General features: G+C 60.3%; 22 protein-coding genes. 3 read left to right on the forward strand and 19 right to left on the reverse strand.

Features of this window, described 5'->3' with window-relative positions; all coding sequences use genetic code 11:
- Positions 1-69: 69 nt before the first annotated feature.
- From JFT66_RS03775 to JFT66_RS03785, 3 genes are all read right to left on the reverse strand, one after another.
- A complete protein-coding gene (locus JFT66_RS03775; RefSeq protein ID WP_198858787.1) occupies positions 70-2,217 on the reverse strand; it encodes a 3-hydroxyacyl-CoA dehydrogenase NAD-binding domain-containing protein in 2,148 nt (715 codons plus the stop codon).
- 16 nt (positions 2,218-2,233) lie between these two features.
- Positions 2,234-3,439, reverse strand: a complete 1,206-nt coding sequence (locus JFT66_RS03780) for an acetyl-CoA C-acetyltransferase (protein WP_034120755.1) — start codon at positions 3,437-3,439, stop codon at positions 2,234-2,236.
- Positions 3,440-3,826: 387 nt separating this feature from the next.
- The gene (locus JFT66_RS03785) at positions 3,827-4,069 is read right to left on the reverse strand and encodes a hypothetical protein (RefSeq protein ID WP_167524311.1); all 243 of its coding nucleotides are present in this window, start codon (positions 4,067-4,069) and stop codon (positions 3,827-3,829) included.
- A 22-nt stretch (positions 4,070-4,091) separates the two neighbouring features.
- Here JFT66_RS03785 and JFT66_RS03790 point away from each other — a divergent pair, with 22 nt between their 5' ends.
- Positions 4,092-4,898, forward strand: a complete 807-nt coding sequence (locus JFT66_RS03790) for a c-type cytochrome (protein ID WP_198858788.1) — start codon at positions 4,092-4,094, stop codon at positions 4,896-4,898.
- A 42-nt stretch (positions 4,899-4,940) separates the two neighbouring features.
- On the opposite strand, the gene JFT66_RS03795 is transcribed toward JFT66_RS03790, so the two are convergent.
- From JFT66_RS03795 to JFT66_RS03860, 14 genes are all read right to left on the reverse strand, one after another.
- On the reverse strand, positions 4,941-5,741 hold the full coding sequence (locus tag JFT66_RS03795) for a transglutaminase family protein (RefSeq protein ID WP_034120756.1): 801 nt from the start codon (positions 5,739-5,741) through the stop codon (positions 4,941-4,943).
- Positions 5,738-6,688 (reverse strand): alpha-E domain-containing protein, encoded by a 951-nt coding sequence (locus tag JFT66_RS03800; protein WP_034120758.1) that lies wholly within the window; start codon positions 6,686-6,688, stop codon positions 5,738-5,740. Before JFT66_RS03800 ends, JFT66_RS03795 begins: the two co-directional genes overlap by 4 nt.
- A gap of 4 nt (positions 6,689-6,692) precedes the next feature.
- Positions 6,693-8,102 (reverse strand): circularly permuted type 2 ATP-grasp protein, encoded by a 1,410-nt coding sequence (locus tag JFT66_RS03805; protein ID WP_198858789.1) that lies wholly within the window; start codon positions 8,100-8,102, stop codon positions 6,693-6,695.
- Between the two features lie 449 nt (positions 8,103-8,551).
- Complete coding sequence (locus JFT66_RS03810) at positions 8,552-8,893, reverse strand: ribonuclease E inhibitor RraB (RefSeq protein ID WP_003193463.1); 342 nt, start codon at positions 8,891-8,893, stop codon at positions 8,552-8,554.
- A gap of 213 nt (positions 8,894-9,106) precedes the next feature.
- Positions 9,107-9,343 (reverse strand): hypothetical protein, encoded by a 237-nt coding sequence (locus tag JFT66_RS03815; protein ID WP_124379114.1) that lies wholly within the window; start codon positions 9,341-9,343, stop codon positions 9,107-9,109.
- A gap of 103 nt (positions 9,344-9,446) precedes the next feature.
- On the reverse strand, positions 9,447-10,052 hold the full coding sequence (locus JFT66_RS03820; RefSeq protein WP_198858790.1) for an START domain-containing protein: 606 nt from the start codon (positions 10,050-10,052) through the stop codon (positions 9,447-9,449).
- A gap of 41 nt (positions 10,053-10,093) precedes the next feature.
- Positions 10,094-10,348, reverse strand: coding sequence for a YkgJ family cysteine cluster protein (locus JFT66_RS03825; RefSeq protein WP_034120764.1), 255 nt, complete (start codon positions 10,346-10,348; stop codon positions 10,094-10,096).
- Positions 10,349-10,511: 163 nt separating this feature from the next.
- On the reverse strand, positions 10,512-11,000 hold the full coding sequence (locus tag JFT66_RS03830; RefSeq protein WP_034120765.1) for a hypothetical protein: 489 nt from the start codon (positions 10,998-11,000) through the stop codon (positions 10,512-10,514).
- Positions 11,001-11,093: 93 nt separating this feature from the next.
- On the reverse strand, positions 11,094-12,533 hold the full coding sequence (locus tag JFT66_RS03835) for an aminotransferase-like domain-containing protein (RefSeq protein WP_034120766.1): 1,440 nt from the start codon (positions 12,531-12,533) through the stop codon (positions 11,094-11,096).
- A gap of 252 nt (positions 12,534-12,785) precedes the next feature.
- Positions 12,786-13,598, reverse strand: coding sequence for an OmpA family protein (locus tag JFT66_RS03840; RefSeq protein ID WP_198858791.1), 813 nt, complete (start codon positions 13,596-13,598; stop codon positions 12,786-12,788).
- Positions 13,595-13,957, reverse strand: coding sequence for a DUF4398 domain-containing protein (locus JFT66_RS03845; protein ID WP_034120768.1), 363 nt, complete (start codon positions 13,955-13,957; stop codon positions 13,595-13,597). Before JFT66_RS03845 ends, JFT66_RS03840 begins: the two co-directional genes overlap by 4 nt.
- 9 nt (positions 13,958-13,966) lie before the next feature.
- The gene (locus tag JFT66_RS03850) at positions 13,967-14,782 is read right to left on the reverse strand and encodes a substrate-binding periplasmic protein (protein WP_198858792.1); all 816 of its coding nucleotides are present in this window, start codon (positions 14,780-14,782) and stop codon (positions 13,967-13,969) included.
- 72 nt (positions 14,783-14,854) lie between these two features.
- Positions 14,855-15,784 carry an electron transfer flavoprotein subunit alpha/FixB family protein gene (locus JFT66_RS03855; RefSeq protein ID WP_034120769.1) on the reverse strand — a complete coding sequence of 310 codons (930 nt, stop codon included), beginning with the start codon at positions 15,782-15,784 and terminating at the stop codon, positions 14,855-14,857.
- A 2-nt stretch (positions 15,785-15,786) separates the two neighbouring features.
- Complete coding sequence (locus JFT66_RS03860) at positions 15,787-16,536, reverse strand: electron transfer flavoprotein subunit beta/FixA family protein (RefSeq protein WP_015885405.1); 750 nt, start codon at positions 16,534-16,536, stop codon at positions 15,787-15,789.
- A 515-nt stretch (positions 16,537-17,051) separates the two neighbouring features.
- Between JFT66_RS03860 and JFT66_RS03865 the strand changes: the two genes are divergently transcribed.
- Positions 17,052-18,716, forward strand: coding sequence for an electron transfer flavoprotein-ubiquinone oxidoreductase (locus tag JFT66_RS03865; RefSeq protein WP_162525000.1), 1,665 nt, complete (start codon positions 17,052-17,054; stop codon positions 18,714-18,716).
- A gap of 168 nt (positions 18,717-18,884) precedes the next feature.
- Here the strand turns inward: JFT66_RS03865 and JFT66_RS03870 are convergent, their stop codons facing one another.
- The gene (locus JFT66_RS03870) at positions 18,885-19,778 is read right to left on the reverse strand and encodes an AraC family transcriptional regulator (RefSeq protein ID WP_198858793.1); all 894 of its coding nucleotides are present in this window, start codon (positions 19,776-19,778) and stop codon (positions 18,885-18,887) included.
- Positions 19,779-19,960: 182 nt separating this feature from the next.
- Between JFT66_RS03870 and JFT66_RS03875 the strand changes: the two genes are divergently transcribed.
- Complete coding sequence (locus tag JFT66_RS03875) at positions 19,961-21,013, forward strand: NAD(P)-dependent alcohol dehydrogenase (RefSeq protein ID WP_198858794.1); 1,053 nt, start codon at positions 19,961-19,963, stop codon at positions 21,011-21,013.
- On the opposite strand, the gene JFT66_RS03880 is transcribed toward JFT66_RS03875, so the two are convergent.
- Complete coding sequence (locus JFT66_RS03880; RefSeq protein WP_198858795.1) at positions 21,014-21,817, reverse strand: IclR family transcriptional regulator; 804 nt, start codon at positions 21,815-21,817, stop codon at positions 21,014-21,016.
- Positions 21,818-21,895 lie beyond the last annotated feature (78 nt).

The following is a 21,895-nucleotide window of genomic DNA, read 5'->3' on the forward strand; positions in this document are numbered from 1 at the left end:
GGAATAATGCACACCCCAGAGCCTGCCTTGAAATACACCCTCAAGGCAAGCTTCCTTCCCACATTTTGATCAGCTGAATACTTCGCCCTGTGCCGCTTTCTCCAGCAACAACTCAGGCGGCGAGAAACGCGCACCGTACTGTTCAGCCAGGTAGCGGGCACGGGCGATAAAGTCGTTCAACCCGTACTGGTTGATAAACTGCAACGCGCCGCCACTCCACGCGGCAAAGCCGATGCCGAAGATCGAACCGACGTTGGCGTCAGCCGTGGACATCAACACGCCCTCCTCCACACAGCGCACGGTTTCGATGGCCTGGATAAACAGTAAACGGTCGCGCACATCCTGGGGTGAAATCTGCTTGCCAGGCTGTTCGAAGCGGGTTTTCAGCTCGGGCCACAGGTGCTTCTGGCCACCGGCGGGGTAATCGTAAAAACCGCCGCCTGCCGCCTTGCCTGTGCGTTTGTATTCGTTCACCAGCAGATCGATCACCGCCGTCGCTGGGTGGCTCGGCATGGCTTTGCCTTCGGCCTGCAGATCCTTGGCGGTTTGCTGTCGGATATGGCTCATCAGGCTGAGGGACACTTCATCAGACACCGCCAGCGGCCCCACCGGCATGCCGGCCTTGCGCGCTTCGGTCTCGATCATTGGCGCAGCCACACCTTCGCCGAGCATGGCGATGCCTTCGTTGGTGAAAGTGCCGAACACCCGTGAGGTAAAGAAGCCGCGACTGTCATTGACCACAATCGGGGTTTTCTTGATTTGCAGTACGAAGTCGAAACCTCGGGCCAGGGTTTCGTCGCTGGTGTGGGCGCCCTTGATGATTTCCACCAGAGGCATCTTGTCCACGGGGCTGAAGAAGTGCAGGCCGATAAACTTGGTTTCATCGGGCACCGCCGTGGCCAGCCCGCTGATAGGCAAGGTGGAGGTGTTGGAGGCGATCACTGCGTCGGCACCGACCACGCTTTGCGCGGCAGCCGAGACCTTGGCCTTGAGTTCGCGGTCTTCGAATACAGCCTCGATGATCAGGTCGCAGCCAGCCAAGTCGGCGTCATCCTGCGTCGGATGAATGCGCGCCAGGGTGGTTTCCCGCTGCTCTGCGGTCAATTGCCCACGGCTGACTTTCTTGTCCAGCAACGCGGCCGAGTGTACCTTGCCTTTTTCGGCTGCGGCGAGATTGATGTCCTTGAGTACCACGTCGATACCCGCACAGGCACTGACATATGCGATGCCAGCGCCCATCATCCCGGCGCCCAGTACACCGACCTTGCGCGTGACGTAGGGCGCCAGCCCCTGCGGCCGCGAACTGCCGGCGTTGATTTCGTTGAGCTGGAACCAGAAGGTGCTGATCATGTTTTTCGCCACTTGCCCGGTCACCAGTTCGGTGAAGTAGCGGGTTTCGATCAGGTGCGCGGTGTCGAAGTCCACTTGGGCACCTTCCACGGCGGCACAGAGAATTTTCTCCGGCGCCGGGAAACAGCCATTGGTTTTGCTGCGCAACATCGACGGGGCAATGGCGAGCATCTGCGCGACTTTCGGGTTCGACGGCGTACCACCTGGGATCTGGTATGCCTTGCTGTCCCACCGTTGCCTGGCCTCAGGATTAGCGAGAATCCAGGCGCGGGACTTGGCCAGCAGCTCATCGCGATCAGTCGCCAACTCATCAATCAAGCCTGCTTGCAGTGCCTGGGCGGGCCGAACTTTTTTGCCTTCGAGCAAATACGGCAGGGCTTTTTCCAGGCCCAGCATGCGCACCATGCGCACCACTCCGCCGCCGCCCGGCAACAGGCCTAGGGTGACTTCCGGCAGGCCGAGCTGAACGGCTTTGTCGTCCAGCGCAACCCGATGATGGCAGGCCAGGCAAATCTCCCAGCCGCCGCCCAAGGCGGCACCGTTGATCGCGGCCACCACCGGTTTGCCGAGGGTTTCCAGGCGCCGCAGCTGCGCCTTCAACTCCAGCACGCTGTGGTAGAAATCCTTGGCGTGGGCCTTGTCGACCTTGATCAATTCATTGAGGTCGCCACCGGCAAAAAAGGTCTTCTTTGCCGAGGTGAGAATTACCCCGGCAATCTCGTCCTTTTCCGCTTCCAGGCGCGTGACGGTGGCCGCCATGGCCTCGCGGTAGGCGGCGTTCATGGTGTTGGCGCTCTGGCCGGGCATGTCGAGGGTCAGCACCACGATCTGGTCCTGGCCTTTTTCGTAACGGATGGCATCGGTCATGACAAATTCCTTAGGCTCAGAGGCGTTCGATAATGGTGGCGATGCCCATGCCGCCGCCCACACAGAGGGTGGCCAGGCCGTAGCGTTGCTGGCGCACCTCCAGCTCGTCGAGCAAGGTGCCGAGGATCGCGCAACCGGTGGCGCCCAACGGGTGGCCCATGGCGATGGAACCGCCATTGACGTTGACCCGAGCGGCGTCGATGCCCATGTCCTTGATGAACTTGAGCACCACCGAGGCAAACGCTTCGTTGACTTCGAACAGGTCGATGTCTTCAACCCGCAGGCCGGCCTTGGCCAGTGCCTTGCGGGTGGCGGGCGCGGGGCCGGTGAGCATGATGGTCGGGTCGGTGCTGGTGACTGCCGTGGCGACAATGCGCGCTCGCGGTTGCAGGCCCAGTTCGCGGCCTTTGGCCTCAGAGCCGATCAACATCAACGCGGCGCCGTCGACAATGCCGGAGCTATTGCCTGGCGTGTGCACATGCTGGATGCGTTCCACATGGCTGTAGACCCGCAGTGCGGTGGCGTCGAAACCCATCTGACCCATCATTTCGAAGCTGGGCTTGAGCTTGCCCAAGCCGTCGAGCGTGGAGTCGCCACGGATAAACTCGTCATGGTCCAGCAGCACGATGCCGTTCTGGTCCTGCACCGCGATCAGCGACTTGTTGAAGGAGCCGTCTGCCCGTGCCCTGGCGGCTTTCTTTTGGGACTGTAGGGCAAAGGTGTCCACATCCTGGCGAGTGAAGCCTTCCAGGGTGGCGATGAGGTCGGCGCCAATACCTTGGGGCGTGAAGTGGCTGTGCATATTGGTGTGCGGGTCGAGCACCCAGGCACCGCCATCGCTGCCCATGGGCACGCGGGACATGGATTCGACACCGCCGACCACCACCAGGTCTTCGAAGCCGGAACGCACTTTCATCGCCCCCAGGTTGACCGCTTCCAGGCCCGAGGCGCAGAAGCGATTGACCTGCACGCCGGCGACGCTGATATCCCAGTCCGCTACCAGCGCGGCCGTCTTGGCGATATCGGCGCCTTGGTCGCCCACCGGGGTGACGCAGCCCAGAACAATGTCATCGACTTGGCGGGTATCGAGGTCGCTGCGTTGCGCCAGCGCCGTGAGCAAGCCGGCTACCAGGTTTACCGGCTTGACGCTGTGCAGGGCACCGTCGGCCTTGCCTTTGCCTCGGGGCGTGCGTATCGCATCAAAGATCAAAGCTTGGGTCATGACATCCTCGAACCGCTGTGGGTGTGTGCCCCTACCTTAGGCCCGATTGACACGGTTTCAATGACGGATGCGCTCATTGCTTTTGACCCCCTCGCTCGGACGAACGGTAGGTAACGATGAGAAATGCCTGATTAATCGTTTTAGCTGTCTAGCCTTAGGGCTCGCGCCAAGATGGCAATGAGCCTCATGCCTTTTTTAGCGCAAATCGTGATTAGCTGATATGAAATGGATCTAAGCCAAGAAGAGCGGGCGCTCTAAGGTTAAATCTGTAAGACGCTGCTGCCGGGTTTTGCTGGAGCAGCTGTAAGAAAAGTGCAACGTCACCTCGCGATACTGAAATAAAACCGGCACGCATTTGACGCTCAGGAATAACAACAAATTAGGCAGTCAGCCATGTTCAAACATTCGAAAGTACGTCAGGCGGGACTTATTCTGTTCGCCACCACACTGATTCTGATCTTGCCCAACTTGACCAAAGTTATTGGGTAGCCACTCCACAACCACATTCTGTGCATTCACAGCATCGGGTTTGCAGCTTTTGGCAGCACCTGCCGGGACATTGCGCTTAGCGCTCCTGTTGCAGGGGCTGTCTTTTTGCGCGCCGATTTCCGCTATCTTGGGCGCCATCATTACTTCGTACCGGGCCACTGCCTTGAAATCGATCCTCGCCTTATTTGCCCTGCTGTTGAGCCTTCCTGCAGCCGCTGCACAACTGACCATCGAATTGGACCACGCCAGCAAGACCTGGCAGACCGCCGACCTGCTCAAGCACCCGCAGGCGCAGACCGTGCAGATCGTCGATGACGTGTCCTACAAACGCAGCATGACCTATCGCGCGGTGCCCCTGGCGGCGCTCCTGCCGGGTCTGAAGCCTGCGAATCACCTGCAAGCCGTCGCCCTTGACGGCTTCGCCGCCGAACTTACCGCCGCGCCATTGTTGGCAAAAACCGGCGCCCGCGCCTGGCTGGCGGTGGAAGACCCGGCCCATCCCTGGCCGGCGCTGGCGCAAGGCAAACCCAGTGCCGGGCCGTTCTACCTGGTGTGGACCCACCCGCAAGCCGGGCATATCAGCCCGGAGCAGTGGCCGTTCCAAGTCTCCAGAATCAAGCAATTGCAGACAGTCGCCGAACGTTTCCCCGCGTTGTTGCCGGACCCGAAGTTGGCGGCGGATGATCCGGTCAACCTGGGCTTTGCGTTGTTCCAGAAGAACTGCCTGGCTTGCCACCGCCTCAATGGCGCCGGCGATGCCCAGATGGGGCCGGACCTGAACATTCCCTACAACCCCACCGAATATTTCGGCGGCGATTTCCTCAAGCGCTACATCCGCGACCCGCAAAGCCTGCGGCACTGGCCGCAAGCGAAGATGCCGGCGTTTGCGGCCAATGTGTTGCCGGACAACGAGTTGGATTTGCTGCTGGGGTATTTGCAGCATATGGCGGGGCGCAAACAACAACCTTAACCCTGGCGCAGTTCCCACATTTGATCTGTGTGGACCTGGAGGTTATTGCTGCTGCACTGAAACCACCGTCGGTGCGACGAACACCTTGGCATGCATCTGCTCATGCCCGCCCCCACGGCGCATGCCGCGCACCGGGCAGGCGTCGAGGTAGTCCAGGCCCACGGCCAGTTTCAAGTGCCGCTCCGGCCGGGCCAGTTGGTTGGTCACGTCAAAACTGTACCAGGCATCATCCAGCCAGGCTTCGGCCCAGGCATGGCTGGCCAGGTGCGTGCTGTCTTCGGTGTACAGATACCCCGATACATACCGCGCAGGAATGCCCAGGCTGCGCGCGCAAGCCAGGAACGCATGCGTGTGGTCCTGGCACACGCCCGCAGCACCAGCGAAGGCCTGGGCGGCGCAGGTGTCGACTTCGGTCGCCCCCGGCGTGTAGACCATCTTATGGTGCAACGCCTGCATCAGGTCGATCAGCGCCGTACGGTCACGGCGCTGGTGGCAGTGCTGCCCGGCAAACTGGCGCAGGGCATCGTCGGGCTCGGTCAGGCGCGTACAGCGAAGGAACGGAAAGGCAGACTGGCTTTCGTGCTCGGCCTCGCGTAATTCGTCGATCTCCACCTGACCCCGGGCGCCGATGATGATGGCATCGTGGGGTTCGTCCAGGGTCAACACATGCAGGATGTTGCCGAATGGGTCCACCTGCGCTCGCACCGGACGCGGCAGGTCGAGTTGCCAGCTCAGCACATGCTGGCGCTCGCTGTCATGGGGTGTAAGGCGCAGGTACTGGATGCTGGCGCGCACCTGGTCCTCATAGTGGTAGGTGGTTTCGTGGCTGATGGAGAGTCTCATGCCGCCTCCAGGTAGGAACTGTAGATGGCATCGCCCAACTGGCGAACCAAAGGAATAAAGTCGGTCAGCCAGGCGTGCAGGCCTTCCTCGAGGATTTCGTCGATCGCGGTAAAGCGCAAGCGCGCGTCCATCTCGGCGGCCAGGCGCTGGGCCGGGCGGCCATTAAGACCGGGCAGGCTGGCGAGGATCTGGTCGATCTCTTCAGTGCAAGCCCGCAGCGAGCGCGGGACATCGGCGCGTAACAGCAGCAGTTCAGCCACTTGCCGAGCACCCGGGGCATCACGATAGATCTCGGTGTACGCCTCGAACGACGACAACGCGCGCAGCAACGCACTCCATTGGTAGTACGCGTGAGCCGTGCCATCGCTGACCGCCGCTGCCTGGTCACCAGCCATTTCGTAGCGCGCATCCAGCAAGCGCAGGGTGTTATCGGCGCGCTCGATAAAGATGCCCAGGCGGATAAAACGGAAGGCATCATTACGCATGATGGTGCCGTAGGTGGCGCCTCGAAACAGGTGGGAACGCTCCTTGACCCATTCACAAAACCGGCTCATACCGTAGCGGCTCAACCCCTGCTGGGCGATATCGCGAATATCCAGCCAAGTGGCGTTGATGTTTTCCCACATGTCGGCGGTAATTCGACCACGCACCGCATGGGCGCTGGCCCGCGCAGCGCCCAGGCAGCTGTAGATGCTGGCTGGGTTGGCCGCATCCAGCGCAAAAAAGTGCAGCAGGCGTTCGGCATCCAACTGGCCGTGGCGCTCGTGGTAATCCTCCAGGGTACCGGTGATCAGCAACGGCATAGCCAATTCGTGCAGGCCATCGCCGCGCCCATCCTGGGGCATCAGCGACAGCGAATAGCTGACATCGAGCATGCGTGCGAGGTTTTCGGCACGTTCCAGGTAGCGCGACATCCAGTACAAATCCGAGGCAGTTCTACTCAACATGGCATCATTCCTCGACCACCCAGGTGTCTTTGGTGCCGCCGCCCTGGGACGAGTTGACCACCAGCGAACCCTCGCGCAGGGCCACGCGGGTCAGGCCGCCAGGCACCACACGGGTTTCCTTGCCAGAAAGCACGAACGGACGCAGGTCGATATGCCGCGGGGCAATGCCGTTTTCGACAAAGGTGGGGCAAGTGGATAAACACAGGGTCGGCTGCGCGATATAGGCGTGGGGCTTGGCCTTGATGCGCGCACGGAAGGCTTCGATTTCAGCGGTGGTGGACGCAGGGCCTACCAGCATGCCGTAGCCGCCGGAGCCTTGGGTTTCCTTGACCACCAAGTCGGGCAGGTTCGCCAGTACGTGGGACAACTCGTCAGGCTTGCGGCATTGAAAGGTCGGAACGTTCTGCAGGATCGGTTCCTCGTCCAGATAGAAGCGAATCATCTCAGGAACGAACGGGTAGACCGATTTGTCATCGGCGACTCCGGTGCCAATGGCATTGGCCAGCACCACATTGCCGCAGCGATAGGCAGCAAGCAGGCCGGGCACACCGAGCATGGAGTCCGGGTTGAAAGCCAGCGGGTCGAGGAACGCGTCATCAAGGCGGCGGTAAATCACGTCCACTGCCTTGGGGCCATCAGTGGTGCGCATGAATACGCGGTCATCGCGCACGAACAAATCCGCGCCTTCCACCAACTCCACGCCCATTTCCCGGGCAAGGAAGGCATGTTCGAAGAACGCGCTGTTGAAACGCCCCGGTGTCAGCACCACCACACTGGGGTTATCCAGGGGGCTGGAGCTTTTCAGGGTATCGAGCAGCAGGTTGGGGTAATGATCGATGGGCGCAATGCGCTGCGCGGCGAACAGCTCAGGGAACAGGCGCATCATCATCTTGCGGTCTTCAAGCATGTAGCTGACGCCGCTGGGCGTGCGCAGGTTGTCTTCCAGCACGTAGTAGGTGCCGTCGCCATCGCGTACGAGGTCGACCCCGGAGATGTGGGAATACAGATCGCGGTGCAGGTTCAGCCCCTGCATTGCCAACTGGTACTGCTCGTTGGCCAATACCTGTTCGGCGGGGATGATGCCGGCCTTGATGATGCGTTGTTCGTGGTACAGGTCGGTGAGAAACATGTTCAGCGCCTTGACCCTCTGGATGCAGCCACGCTCGACAATTCGCCATTCACTGGCCGGAATGCTGCGGGGGATGGTGTCAAAGGGAATCAGGCGCTCAGTGCCTAACTCGTCCCCGTAGAGGGTGAAAGTGATCCCCGCCCGGTGAAACAGCAAGTCGGCTTCGCGCCGGCGCTGAGCCAGCAGTTCGGTGGGAGTGTCGGCCAACCAGCGGGCAAACTCGCGGTAATGGGGGCGGACCTGCCCTGCCCCATCGTACATTTCATCGTAATAAGTGCGGATCATGCCGTACTCCTTGTCACCCGGACGCCAGAACCTTCGCAAGGCCCGTGCCAGCGGCATAAACACTTAGTAATCAATGGGTTGGATAACAGGAAAATTCCTGTCGCACCGTCCTGGTGCGCAGGAACGCCCGGTGTCACGCCGCACGCGTCATTACAAGGCGGTATTTGACTATCAACAGCATAGCCAGAGTTGATTTCACTGCCCGGTCGGCACTGTAGATAATCGCTTCCATCAGCTGAACAGGACATGTCCTACAGCAAAACCCTTTGTGCAAGCGGTACTGTGTTACTTCGTGTACTGATCTGCTCCCTCGAGCTTCCCTTTACGCCACCCTATTCGGGTGGCTTTTTTTTGCGCGTAACAAAACCAGTGCATGTTCCGACAGCCCCCAAACAAAATCGGCCGACCCAAAGGTCAGCCGATACGCTGCGCTGCTCATAAAAAACCAACTACATGGGTAACCCACGCACCTCCTGCTTGACGCCCCATCCTTCAATGATCCCGCCCAGGGGCTCGACCACCGCCTCAAAGTCCTGCTCGAAGTCTCCTATGCCGTCGTAGGTTGCGAACATGATTTTGCTCAGTTCCAAGTACCAGGCGCCATCGTCGCGCGCGCTGACCTGGGCATTCAGGGATTCCCCACGAAATCGACCCGCAGCCCTGCGCGCCCGTTCCTCATCCGGGAAAATGGCGTAGAACTCGATGGGGTGAAAACGTGAGAAGTCGAAGCCGCCTTCTTTCATGCGGCGCAGAACGTTGGTGCTGATGTCTTCTTGATAGGCTGTGCTCATGAAACGTCCTCCTCAAACCGATGGATAGACTTTCCGTGCTTCCCGAAGCCCGCGCCCTACTGGCGCGGGGACTACGGCAGTAACAACACCGCTGGAAAACAAGCATGTAGCTGACAAGACCAGACCTTAGCGATTCATTCGCTGATCTCCGTTGCAGAGTAGCGCGAAGCTATCACCTCCACCAGAGGCGCTTGAAGGGTCTATAGAAAATGTTCAGGCCGCGGGTTCGACCTTGAGGTCCTTGATACCATTTTGATCATGCAGGCTCTTGACCGTGGGATCGGGAACACGGTCGGCGAGATCGTTAAGGTCCAGCTTTTCCAACACCGGCGACACACGCACGCGCACCATCTGTGCGGCTTCTTCCAGCGTCGGCTCATGCTCGCAGTCGAATTGCTCGACTACCGGCTCGCCACGGTCGTTGATGAAAGAAACATTCCACTTCGGCATCGGTGCCTCCTCGATAAAACCCGTAGGTGGGCTTACCTCTATCTGGACCTTGAGGGCTCGCCAAACGTTCCACTCAAGGCCAGAGACACCTGATCAGTTGCAGTTATTTTTCAGCGTGTTCTTTCAAGGCTTTCAAGGTGTTGAACGGCGCGTCCACCACGAACTTGTTGGCCAGCCACGACGGCACGCTGCCACCTGGCTCGGTGTGCACCTGGTAGGTGACTTCAGTCTCGTTGGCGCCTTTGGGCACCAGTTTCCAGAAGCCATCAACCTGGGCGACTCGCACGTAGCCTTTTTCTTCCGGCTTGTAGGTCGGTACACCCTGCAACTTGCGGGTGACGGTGCCATCGGCATCCTTGGTGGTCGTGACATGGATATACGAGTCACGATCCGTCACAGGGAACGGCGCCTTGAACTGGGTATAGGTCCAGGCCTCGTCGCCTTTCTTGTCGACGAGTTTCTGGGATTTGCATTCGTGGATCCACGCGCAAGCGCCAGCCACGTCTTCCTGCAGCGCCTGGACCTTGGCGACCGGCGCCTTGATTACAGTCACACCGCGATACGCCTTGTACTTGGAGCCGGCAATTTCGCTCAGGGACACCTTGATACCGTCTTCATCCTTGGCGACTTGCCAATTCTCAGCCTGGGCAGTGGCAGCAAACAACACAGTAAAACCGCACAGCACAGCCATTCGTTTCAGCGAACCCATTGTTGTATTCCTTATTGTTGAAGTTCCAATAGTAAAGCCCATCAAGCCGCCGTCATCTGTTCCCACCAGCCGATCAGCCGGATCGCGTCGGCCTGGTCGTTGCCACAGACCTCCAGATCCGCCTTGAAATCACTGCACACCGCTGGCCGTTCCGGTTGACCGAACAACTGGCACAGTTGTTCGACCGACAGGTGCAGGCAGCGAACGCCTGCCGGTTTGCCCTGGGGCATTCCTGGCAACGGTGAACTGATGGAGGGGGCGATGCAGCATGCGCCACAGCCTTCACGGCATTTCATGCACAGCAGGTCCTCGACGACTCAATAGGGATGGCCGGGCTAGAGTACGCCCTTAAACAGCCGTTTTAAAATGGTCCAACAGGGGTTTTTCGCACAAAACAAACGTGACTGACCAGTCTGCGACAGATGGTCGGCGTATTGGGTCACCTGTGGCTGCACAGTTTTATTGCTTGAATTCGAAATCCAGCGCGGCACCTTCTACATCACGGCGCTCATCGTTACGCAGTTGCAGCTTCATCTCATTGCTGAGCAAGCGGCCGTTGATCTGGAACGCACTGTCGTCGGTGGGCTTTTCGCCAAACATCGGCGGCAGCAAGGGCACGCTCTTGGGTTTGGGCATGGTGCCGATCGGCTGCAGCAACCTGACCATGTCCGAGGGTAGGGACAGGTCCAACTGTGCCGGTGGCAGTTTGGTCTGGGCGATTTCATGGGCCGACTTGGACTTGCTCGCCACGGGTGCACGCTTTTTGGTCGATGCGGCTTTTTTCTGGGTGGGGGCCTTTTTCGCAGGAGTTGGTTTCTTCGCAGAGGGCTTTTGCTCGGCACTGACAGTGGGCTTGCTGTCAGCCACCGGCGGTGCTGCCAGCACAGTGCCAACATTGCACAGGCTTAACAGGCCAATCACCAAAGTAACGCGGAAAATAGAAGTCATATCGCCAACAGCATTAACGGCAGAAGGCCATATGCTCGCTTGTTGTGGGCGGCATGACAAGGGTACAGATCAGTGTTGTCCCCTTTGCACGCCTCAAAAGCCCGCCGCGGTCTCCTGGCACAACTGGTTGGCAAGCATGCCCAGGGTCATCAACGCACGCTCTGCCTCGCGGTTCCACGGGGTACCGCAATTGAGGCGAATACAGTGGTTGAACTGTTCTGTATTACTGAAGATCAGCCCCGGTGCAATGCTGATGCCCTGCTGCAAGGCGCGCACGTGCAGTTCCTGGGTATTGACCCGCCCCGGCAAACTGACCCACAGGATAAAGCCGCCGGTCGGGCGGGTCATCTGGGTGCCTTCAGGAAAATATTGCTGCACCGCCAGTTGGAAAGCGCTGAGGTTCTTGCGGTATTCCTGACGGATGTAGCGCAGGTGGCGGTCGTAGCCACCGTTCTCCAGGTAGGCCGCGACACCCATCTGCGTGACACTGCAGGCGGAGTGGGTGCTGAACATTTGCAGGCGCTGGATTTCCTGCTGGTACTTGCCGGCAATCATCCAGCCGATGCGCACGCCCGGGGACAAGGTCTTGGAAAAACTCGAGCAATAGATGACCCGATCAAGACGGTCATAGGCTTTCAGGGCCTTGGTGCGGCCCAGTTCGAACATCAACTCGCCATAGATATCGTCCTCGACGATCTGGATATCGAAATCCGACGCCAGGCGCAGCAACTGCTTCTGCCGCTCCTCGGGCATGGTACCGCCCAAGGGGTTGCTCAGGCGCGTGGTCAGCACCAGCGCCTTGATCGACCATTGGTTGGCGGCCAGTTGCAAGGCTTCCAGGCTCATGCCCGTGGCCGGGTCGCTGGGGATCTCGATGACCTTGAGGCCGAGCAAATCCGCCAGTTGCAGCAAACCGTAGTACGTCGGGGATTCGGCGGCGATCAGGTCGCCAGGCCGTGTCAGCACGCGTAAGGACATCTGCAACGCATCGACGCAGCCGTGGGTGATCACCACCTCGGAAGGATCCACCACCACACCGGCATCGCGCATGCGGATCGCCACCTGGCGGCGCAGCGGTTCGAAACCGGGGCTGAACATGTAGCTGAATGCCCGCGGGCTCTGGAACCGTGTGACCTTGGCCAACTGCTGGTGCAGCGCCCGCACCGGAAGGTAGTCGACACTCGGCACCGCAGCGCCCAAGGGGAACACCCCCTCTCGGCGCGACTCGACCAATACCTGCTGGATGATACTGCTGCGGGTGACCAACCCTGGGCGCTCGACCCGTGCGATGTCTGGCGTCGGCGCCGTGAGTGCTGGGGTCTGGTGTACGTAGTAGCCCGACTGCGGCCGCGCCCGGATCAGCCCCTGGTCTTCCAGGTTGGCGTAGGCCTGCAGCACCGTGGCATGGCTCACATTGAGCTGGGAACTCATCTTGCGCACCGACGGCACGCGTTCCCCCGGTTGGTAGACACCGCGCCGGATGTCCTCAGCCAGTTGCTGGGCAATACGTTGGTAAAGCAACAGATTGGTCATGACGCAGCACTCGATTACACGGGCATTTTATTTTTGTGTGAAACATACCGGCACAGTTTAGAAGTGTACGGGGACAGTTGCCACAATAGTCGAGCGCGGGCGGGAGTGACAGCGAAAACTGTAAAGGGAGTACGCCTAACAAAATGTGGGAGAGGGCTTGCTCCCGATGACGGTGTATCAGTCAAAGATGTTGCAACTGAACTACCGCTATCGGGAGCATGCCCCCTCCCACATTAAATCGGAGCCTGGCGCTCAGCGAGCAGCGCCCAGTTGGCCCTTCTCGTCAGAGAACACAATTTCCACCCGGCGGTTCTGCGCGCGGCCGCGCTCGGAGGCGTTGGCTTCTACCGGGTATTGGTCGCCATAACCCTCGACCTCGATACGCTTGTCGTCGATACCGAGGTCCATCAGCAGGTCTGCCACCGATTGGGCACGGTCGCGGGACAGTTTCAGGTTCTCCGGCTCGCCCCCGGTGTTGTCGGTGTAGCCCTCGATGCGCACTCGACGCTTGGGGTTCAGTTGCAGGAACTGCACGATCTTCAGCACGGTACGGTTGGCCGAGTTTTGCAGTTCGGCTTCGCCGGTGTCGAACAGCACATCTCCCAGGGTCATCACCAGGCCACGGTCGGTCTGGGTGGTGAGGCTCGCGATTTGTGCTTCAACCCATTTGCCCTGTTGCTGCACGCTGGCCAGCTTGTTTTCGCGCAAGGCCAGTTGCAGGCGCTGGCGCTCCAACTCGAGCTGGGTGCCGCGTTCGGCATTGAGGCCCTGCTCGGTGTGTTCGCGGGCGATGGCGCTGTAGCGTTGGCTCAGGTAGGCGTAATGCACCACGTCGGCGCCGCTGCCCCAGTAGCTGGACAGGCGATCGGCACGGGCCAGGGATTCTCCGGCGCGGATCACATCCTTGGGCGCGAAGCGCAGCACGTTGGCGTCTTCCTTAACCTTCTGGAAGTCATCGCCGGCCTGTTGCAACGCCTGCTCGCTGGTGGGTTGGCTGGCGCACCCGCCCAGTACCGCAGTGCCCAGCAGCAACACACAGCCCAAACCACGGATCATCGGGCTCATTGCGCGTCTCCCAGCTGCAGTTGCTTGCGCAGGCGGGTGATGCGGGTATTGAGCACGTTCAATTGCTCCTGGCTTTTGGCGGTCAGCACTTTGGCTTCAGCGAGACGCGCATCCAGCTCGGCCTGTTCGGCCCGCATACGTGCGTGCTTGTAGGATTGGTCGGCCATGTTGGACTGGGCCCTGGCGAATTTGTCTTCGGCCAGTTTCAGTTCGGGCGATTCGTCGGTGTTGACGCCAACCGCGGTGGCTTGCTCCAAGGCTTGCTGGGTCAGGCGCATTTGTTCGTTCGGCGCAGGATCGGCTGCACATCCCGCCAGAGCGACAACGGCGAGGGCCGCGAAAAGAGGTCGAAAAATCACTGAAAATCCCTACTTTGTTGGGGTGCCGACGGGTTGCTGCAATTGCGCTTTCCAGCGCTCCAGATTGCGCTGCAGCGCGGCTTGCGCGACACCGGACGCGGGCAATTCTGTCATCTTTTTGGTCAGCTGTCCGCGCAGCCACGGATCATTGCACGCCGAATTATGGGAAATCGCCAGGTACAGGCCAGGCTGATCGACAGGCACTTCATGGGCGACCAAGTCGTTACTCATGCCCAAGGTCTGGGCCATGGCCATGCCGGAATAGCGCCCGGCCAGCACATAGTCCACTTCCCCCAGCAACAGCTTCTGGAACGCTGGCGTCAGGTTCGGCAGGCGTTGCAGGTTGAGCTGCTGGCCGGCGAAGGTTTCGAATTCAGCGCTCAGGCGGGCACGCTCCGATACCGCGCCCTTGTGGCCGTGCAGGTCAGCCGCCGTGGTGTAGGCCAGCGGCGAATCCTTGCGCGTCCAGACCAGGTAATCGGTCTGCATCAACGCCGGATGGATGTAGTCGAAGTTGTCCAGCTCACCGAGGTTCAGCGGCGCGTCGGCGAGGATGTCCATACGCCCGCTGCGTGCCTCATCCAGGGCCAGGGAGCGTTTGCCGCCGTAGAGCAGGTCGATTTTCAGCCCGAGGTCCTTGCCCACTTGTTGCAGCACGTCGGCAGTTGCACCGATCAAGTGTGTGGGGTCCTGAGGGTCGCGCCACAGCAAGGGCGGTGCGTCCGGGCTGCCGGTGATCACCAGGCGCTCGCACTTGCCGGCGGCGGACGCCAGGCTCGGCAGCAGCGTGAGGCCCAGCAGTAAAGTCCAGGGGCGCAACGCCATGGCAAGGTTCTCCTGATAAGTAAAAAAAAACCCGGTCATAAGACCGGGCTCTTTATAAGTGAAGCAGCTGGATTAGACCAGCTTCTCCAGCTCTGGTACGGCTTCGAACAAGTCCGCCACCAGGCCGTAATCGGCGACCTGGAAGATCGGCGCTTCTTCGTCCTTGTTGATCGCGACGATCACCTTGGAGTCTTTCATACCGGCCAAGTGCTGGATCGCGCCGGAAATACCGACCGCGATGTACAGCTGTGGCGCAACGATCTTGCCGGTCTGGCCGACCTGCATATCGTTGGGTACGAAGCCTGCGTCGACGGCTGCGCGGGAAGCGCCGACCGCAGCGCCCAGCTTGTCGGCCAGGGCATACAGGTGCTTGAAGTTGTCACCGTTCTGCATGCCGCGGCCGCCGGAAACGACGATCTTGGCAGCGGTCAGCTCAGGGCGATCCGACTTGGCCAGCTCTTCACCGACAAAGCTGGAAGTGCCAGCGTCGTGGGCAGCGGAGACGGCTTCAACGGCAGCCGAACCACCTTCGGCGGCAACCGGGTCGAAACCGGTGGCGCGTACAGTGATGACCTTGACCGATGCGTTGGATTGCACGGTGGCGATGGCGTTACCGGCATAGATCGGGCGCTTGAAGGTGTCTGCGCTTTCAACCGAGATGATCTCGGAGATCTGGTCAACGTCCAGCTGCGCGGCAACACGTGGCAGGATGTTTTTGCCGTTGGACGTCGCGGCAGCCAGGATGTGGCTGTAGCCAGCGCCCAGCTCTGCAACCAGCGGGGCAACGTTTTCTGGCAACTGATGCGCGTAGGCGGCATTGTCGGCGTTCAGGACTTTGCTCACGCCCGCGATTTTCGCAGCGGCTTCAGCCACGGCGCCAGCGCCTTGGCCAGCGACCAATACGTGAATGTCGCCACCGATTTTAGCGGCTGCGGCTACGGTGTTCAGGGTGGCCGGGGCCAGTACCTTGTTGTCGTGTTCAGCGATTACCAAGATAGTCATTTTTAGATTACCTTCGCTTCGTTTTTCAGTTTCTCGACCAGTTCAGCCACCGACTTGACCTTGATGCCCGCGCTGCGTGCAGCCGGCGCTTCGACTTTGACGGTCTTGTTGGTGGAGGCGGTGGAAACGCCCAAAGCGTCCGGAGTCAGCACTTCAAGAGGCTTCTTCTTGGCTTTCATGATGTTTGGCAGGGACGCATAGCGCGGCTCGTTCAAACGCAGGTCGGTGGTGACGATGGCAGGCAGTTTCAGGGAAACCGTCTGTGCGCCGCCGTCGATTTCACGGGTCACCGCTACGCTGTCGCCGTTCACTTCGACTTTCGAAGCGAAGGTGCCCTGGCCATAACCGGTCAGTGCAGCCAGCATCTGGCCAGTCTGGTTGTTGTCGCTGTCGATGGCTTGTTTGCCAAGGATCACCAGCTGAGGCTGTTCCTTGTCAACAACGGCTTTGAGCAACTTGGCAACGGCCAGGGAAGTCAGCTCCTCAGCGGACTCGACCAGGATGGCGCGGTCGGCGCCCAATGCCAGGGCGGTACGCAACTGCTCTTGGGCAGTAGTCGGACCGATGGAGACCACGACGATTTCAGTCGCGACGCCTTTCTCTTTCAGGCGTACGGCTTCTTCCACAGCGATTTCGCAGAAAGGGTTCATCGACATCTTGACGTTAGCAAGGTCGACGCCGGAATTGTCCGCCTTGACGCGAACTTTCACGTTGTAATCGACAACGCGTTTGACAGCTACAAGAACCTTCATGGATTCCTCGTTACTCTCCGGTGAAAAGAAAGTCGCCTAGGCGAACCTGGCGGTTGATGCTCATCGGCACACAAGGGCACCTCCAAAGACCTCGGCAGTGGCCTTGCACACGGGAAGTGACGACCGTTCGTCAGTGGTGACTGAGAGGTCATTCTTTATCGCGGCGTGTAAACTGCGCCCCTTCGTCTGGGTGCGCGTCACCTTTTTAGCTTGGGCCTGTCTTTGGACGTGCTCTTGAAACCTGCAGTCTGCCTACGGGAAGCGCAAAACCGACCGTATCTTGACCGGAACGCCTATTCTGGTCAATACGGCAAAATGGTCAGTCATAAGCCCCGTTGCTTTGATTTACCTAGGCTGCGGGCAATTCAAACAAACGTTTGTATTGGACGCTGCCAGTGGTCTATATATAATGCGCCACCTAGAGAGACAGGTGGGTGCTGCCGTTGAGCAGAACCACACCGAACCTCCACCCATTAGAAAAAAAAGCCTGTTGAGCCTTGAGTAGGAGATAGCCTGTGGAACGCGAATACATGGAATTCGACGTGGTCATCGTCGGCGCTGGCCCGGCTGGCCTGTCTGCCGCCTGCCGACTGAAGCAGAAGGCCGCCGAAGCCGGTAAGGAAATCAGCGTCTGCGTGGTCGAGAAAGGCTCCGAAGTTGGCGCGCATATCCTCTCCGGTGCCGTGTTTGAACCCCGTGCCCTGAACGAACTGTTCCCGGACTGGAAAGAACTCGGCGCCCCGCTCAACACTCCGGTGGTGCGCGATGACATCTATGTACTGCGCAGCAGCGATACCTCCACCAAGGTTCCCGACTTCTTTGTGCCCAAGACCATGCACAACGAAGGCAACTACATCATTTCCCTGGGCAACCTGTGCCGCTGGCTGGCCCAGCAGGCCGAGAACCTGGGCGTGGAAGTCTACCCAGGCTTTGCCGCCCAGGAAGCCCTGTTCGACGAGAACGGCGTGGTACGCGGGATCATCACCGGTGACCTCGGCGTCGACCGCGAAGGCAAGCCCAAAGAAGGCGTGTACACCCCGGGCATGGAACTGCGTGGCAAGTACACGCTGTTCGCCGAAGGTTGCAGGGGCCACATCGGCAAGCAACTGATCCAGCGCTTCAACCTGGACAGCGACGCCGACGCCCAGCACTACGGCATCGGCCTGAAGGAAATCTGGGAGATCGACCCGGCCAAGCATCAACCAGGCCTGGTGGTACACACCGCCGGCTGGCCGCTGGACATCATGAGCAACGAGAACACCGGTGGTTCGTTCCTCTATCACCTGGAAAACAACCAGGTGGTGGTCGGCCTGATCGTCGACCTGTCCTACAGCAACACCTTCCTGTCGCCGTTCGATGAGTTCCAGCGCCTCAAGCACCACCCGGTGCTGGCCCAGTACCTGGAAGGCGGCAAGCGCGTCAGCTACGGCGCCCGTGCCCTGGCCAAAGGCGGTATCAACTCGCTGCCAAAGATGGTGTTCAAGGGCGGCGCATTGATCGGCTGCGACCTGGGCACCATGAACGTGGCCAAGATCAAAGGCAGCCACACGGCAATGAAGTCCGGCATGCTGGCCGCCGATGCGGTGGCCGAGCGCCTGCTGGCCGACTCCGAAGGCGGCGATGAGCTGACCAACTACGTCGACAGCTTCAAAGCCAGCTGGCTCTACGAAGAGCTGTTCGCCAGCCGCAACTTCGGCCCGGCGATGCATAAGTTCGGCCCGATCATCGGTGCAGGCTTCAACTGGTTCGACCAGAACATCCTGGGCGGCAAGATGCCGTTCACCCTGCACGACACCAAGCCGGACTACGCCTGCCTCAAGCTGGCCAAAGACTGCAAGAAGATCGACTACCCCAAACCCGACGGCAAGCTGAGCTTCGACAAGCTAAGTTCGGTGTTCATCTCCGGTACCAACCACGAAGAAGAACAACCGTGCCACTTGAAGCTCAAGGACCCGAGCATCCCGATCGGCACCAATCTGCCACTCTACGATGAACCGGCGCAGCGCTACTGCCCGGCTGGCGTCTATGAAGTGATCACCAAGGAAGACGGCGAGAAGCGCTTCCAGATCAACGCCCAGAACTGTGTGCACTGCAAGACCTGTGACATCAAGGACCCTTCGCAGAACATTACCTGGGTGACACCGGAAGGTGCGGGCGGGCCGACTTACCCGAATATGTAAACCAACGGAGGCTCCCAATTGGGAGCCTTTTTTATGGGCGACACAAATCAAATGTGGGAGGGGGCTTGCTCCCGATTGCAGTGGATCAGTCAGCAAATCTGTAGCTGATACACCGCAATCGGGAGCAAGCCCCCTCCCACATTTGGATTGTGCTTTTGCTTGAAATGACTAGGCAACCCGCTCTTCGCCCGGGTTACGCAGGAAATAGCGTTTGTATTCCCGACTGAACTGCGACGTACTCTGATACCCCACGCTATGCGCCGCCTGCGCCACGCCCATGCCCTCCACCAGCAGCAACTGCTGAGCCTTGAGCAAGCGTAAACGCTTCAAGTACTGCACCGGCGACAACAGCGTGCAACGCTTGAAGTGTTCATGAAAGGTCGAGGCACTCATATGCGCATAACCGGCCAACGTCTCGATATTCAGCGGCTCGGCGTAATGGGCATGCAGGTGATTCAACGACGTGGCGATTCGCGAGAACTGCCCTTGCTGTTCCACCAACGCACGCAGCACATCGGCCTGCGGGCCGCGCAAGGCGGTGAACAATAATTCGCGCACCCGCGCCGGGCCCATAATCCGGCTTTCCAATGGATCGTGCAGGCACTGCAGCAGCCGTTCGACGCAGCCGCGCATGGCGTCATCCAAGACCACCGAACTCATCGACTCCAGGGTTTGCGCGGTCGGCGGCGGCCCGGCCTGCATGCCCATGGCCATCACCAATTCACCCAGCACCACACGATCAATGCCCACGGTCACGCCCAGCAGCGGTGCACTGGGCGCCATGGCGAACGTCTCGCACTCGAACGGCACCGGCATCGCCTGGATCAGGTAATGGCCGGCGCCATACTCCAGCGTACGCGGGCCCAGGTAGGCGACCTTGCTGCCTTGAGCCACGAACATCAGGCTCGGCTCGTAGATCTGCGGGCCACGCGCTACGTCACAACTGGCGCGCAGCACTTGTACGCCCGGCAGGTGGGTCGGGGAGAAACCATCGCGGGACGTCAGCCCCTCGATCAGGGAAACCAGCGTGGCGTTGGCATCAACATGGCGGGTCAACAGCATGGCAAAAAACTTCGCGAATAAGGGATGAGAGCATCATCGCAGGTCTGGCCGCCGATGCATCCAAACCCATGGCACTCCCGGACGAATAGGCATGAGACTCGGAGCAATCGCCATGGCCGCATCAGGGGGTGGCGCGGAGAATGGCCCGCCTCATCTGTCACTGCTTTTGCGAGGTTTTCACCATGTACACCGCCATCGGTTATGCCGCCCAGTCGGCCACCACTCCCCTCGCCCCTATGTCGTTTGAACGCCGCAGCCCGCGCGCCGATGACGTAGCCATCGAGATCCTCTACTGCGGCGTGTGCCACTCCGACATCCACCAGGCGCGCAACGAGTGGGGCATCGCCGTTTACCCGCTGATGCCAGGCCATGAGATTGTCGGCAAGGTCACCGCCGTAGGCGCCAACGTCACCGCGCATCAAGTCGGCGACCTGGTCGGCGTCGGCTGTATGGTTGATTCGTGCCGCCACTGCGAAGCCTGCACGTCAGACCTCGAGCAATACTGCCTCGAAGGCCCGACCATGACCTACGCTACCCCGGACCGCGTGGATGGCAGCAACACCATGGGCGGCTACTCCGACAGCATCGTGGTCAGCGAGCACTTCGTGGTGAAAATTCCGGCCAGGCTCGACCTGGCCAGCGCCGCGCCGATCCTGTGCGCAGGCATCACCACCTACTCGCCGCTCAAGCACTACGGCGTAAAAGCCGGCGATAAAGTCGGGATTCTCGGCATGGGCGGCCTCGGCCACATGGGCATCAAGTTCGCCAAGGCCATGGGCGCCGAAGTCACGCTGTTCACTCGCTCCGCGAGCAAGGCTGAAGAAGGCCGCCGCCAGGGTGCCGACCATGTGATTGTGTCCACTGATGCCGAGCAGATGAAAGCCGCTGCCGGGCACTTCGACTTCCTGCTGGACACCATCCCGGTGCAACACGACCTGAACCCCTACCTCGACGTGCTGCGCTTTGACGGCGTGCATATCCTGGTCGGTTTGATCGAGCCGGTGGACCCGCCGGTGAATGCCGCCAAGCTGGTGCTGGGCCGTAAAGTGTTGGCCGGTTCGCTGATCGGCGGCATTGCCGAAACCCAGGAAGTCCTGGATTTCTGCGCCGAGCACAACATCACCTGCGACATCGAAATGCTCGACATTCGCCAGATCAACGAGGCTTACGCCCGCATGATTGCCGGTGACGTGAAGTACCGCTTTGTCATCGACATGGCGAGCCTGAAAGCCTGATCAGGCTTTCGCGCCCAACTCCGCTGACAGCCGGGCTGCGACCTGTTTGATCACAGGGATCAGCTCGGCCATTTTCTCCAGCGGCATGTAGGGCACGGTACTGGCGACGCTGATGCCGGCGACAATGCGCCCGCTGGCATCGCGCACCGGGGCCGCCACGCAGCGGATCGACGGTTCGTTGTCTTCCAGGTCGAACGCGTAACCGCCCTCTACGTATTCACGCATGCGCTGCTCGAACTGCGGCCAGGATTGCTCCGGGTGCTGCGGCCATTGCAGGCTTTTGCCGGCCGCCGGCAAGCTGACTTGGTACAAACGCTGCCACTCCTGCGGCGAATCATCCAACAACAACGCCTTGCCGATGCCGGTGCGCGCCAACGGCATGCGATGGCCGACCCGCGAGCGCATTTCCGGGCCATTGCGGCCGGGGTTCTTGTGCAGGTAAAGCACGTCGTCGTACTCACGGATCGCCAGGTGGATAGTGTCGCCAGTGAGGGCGGACAGCTCGTCCAGGTACGGCACCGCCAGGTTCACCAACGGCAGCTCTTCGCGGGCCTGAAACCCCAACTCGATCAGCTTCGGCCCCAGCAGGTAACCGACTTGCGGCACCACACGCAGGTAACGCTCTTCCACCAGGCAACTGGCCAGGCGGTGCGTCGTGCTGCGGGTGGTGCCGATGCGCCGGGCGATCTCTTTCAAATCCCGCGCACCAGCCGCCACCGCTTGCACCACGCCCAGGCCGCGTAACAGGGTCTGGGTGCCAGTGGGGGCGGCGTCTTTGACGGGGGTGTGGGCGTTTTCCTGCATATCTCGGCCTATAAGTAAAAAAAGCGGGGCCATTATGGCAAATGCCGCTCTCCTGGACACAGGAGATCCAATGTGGGA

It is taken from the genome of Pseudomonas sp. MF6755, from assembly GCF_016405635.1.
GTDB classification, from domain to species: Bacteria; Pseudomonadota; Gammaproteobacteria; order Pseudomonadales; family Pseudomonadaceae; genus Aquipseudomonas; species Aquipseudomonas haemolytica.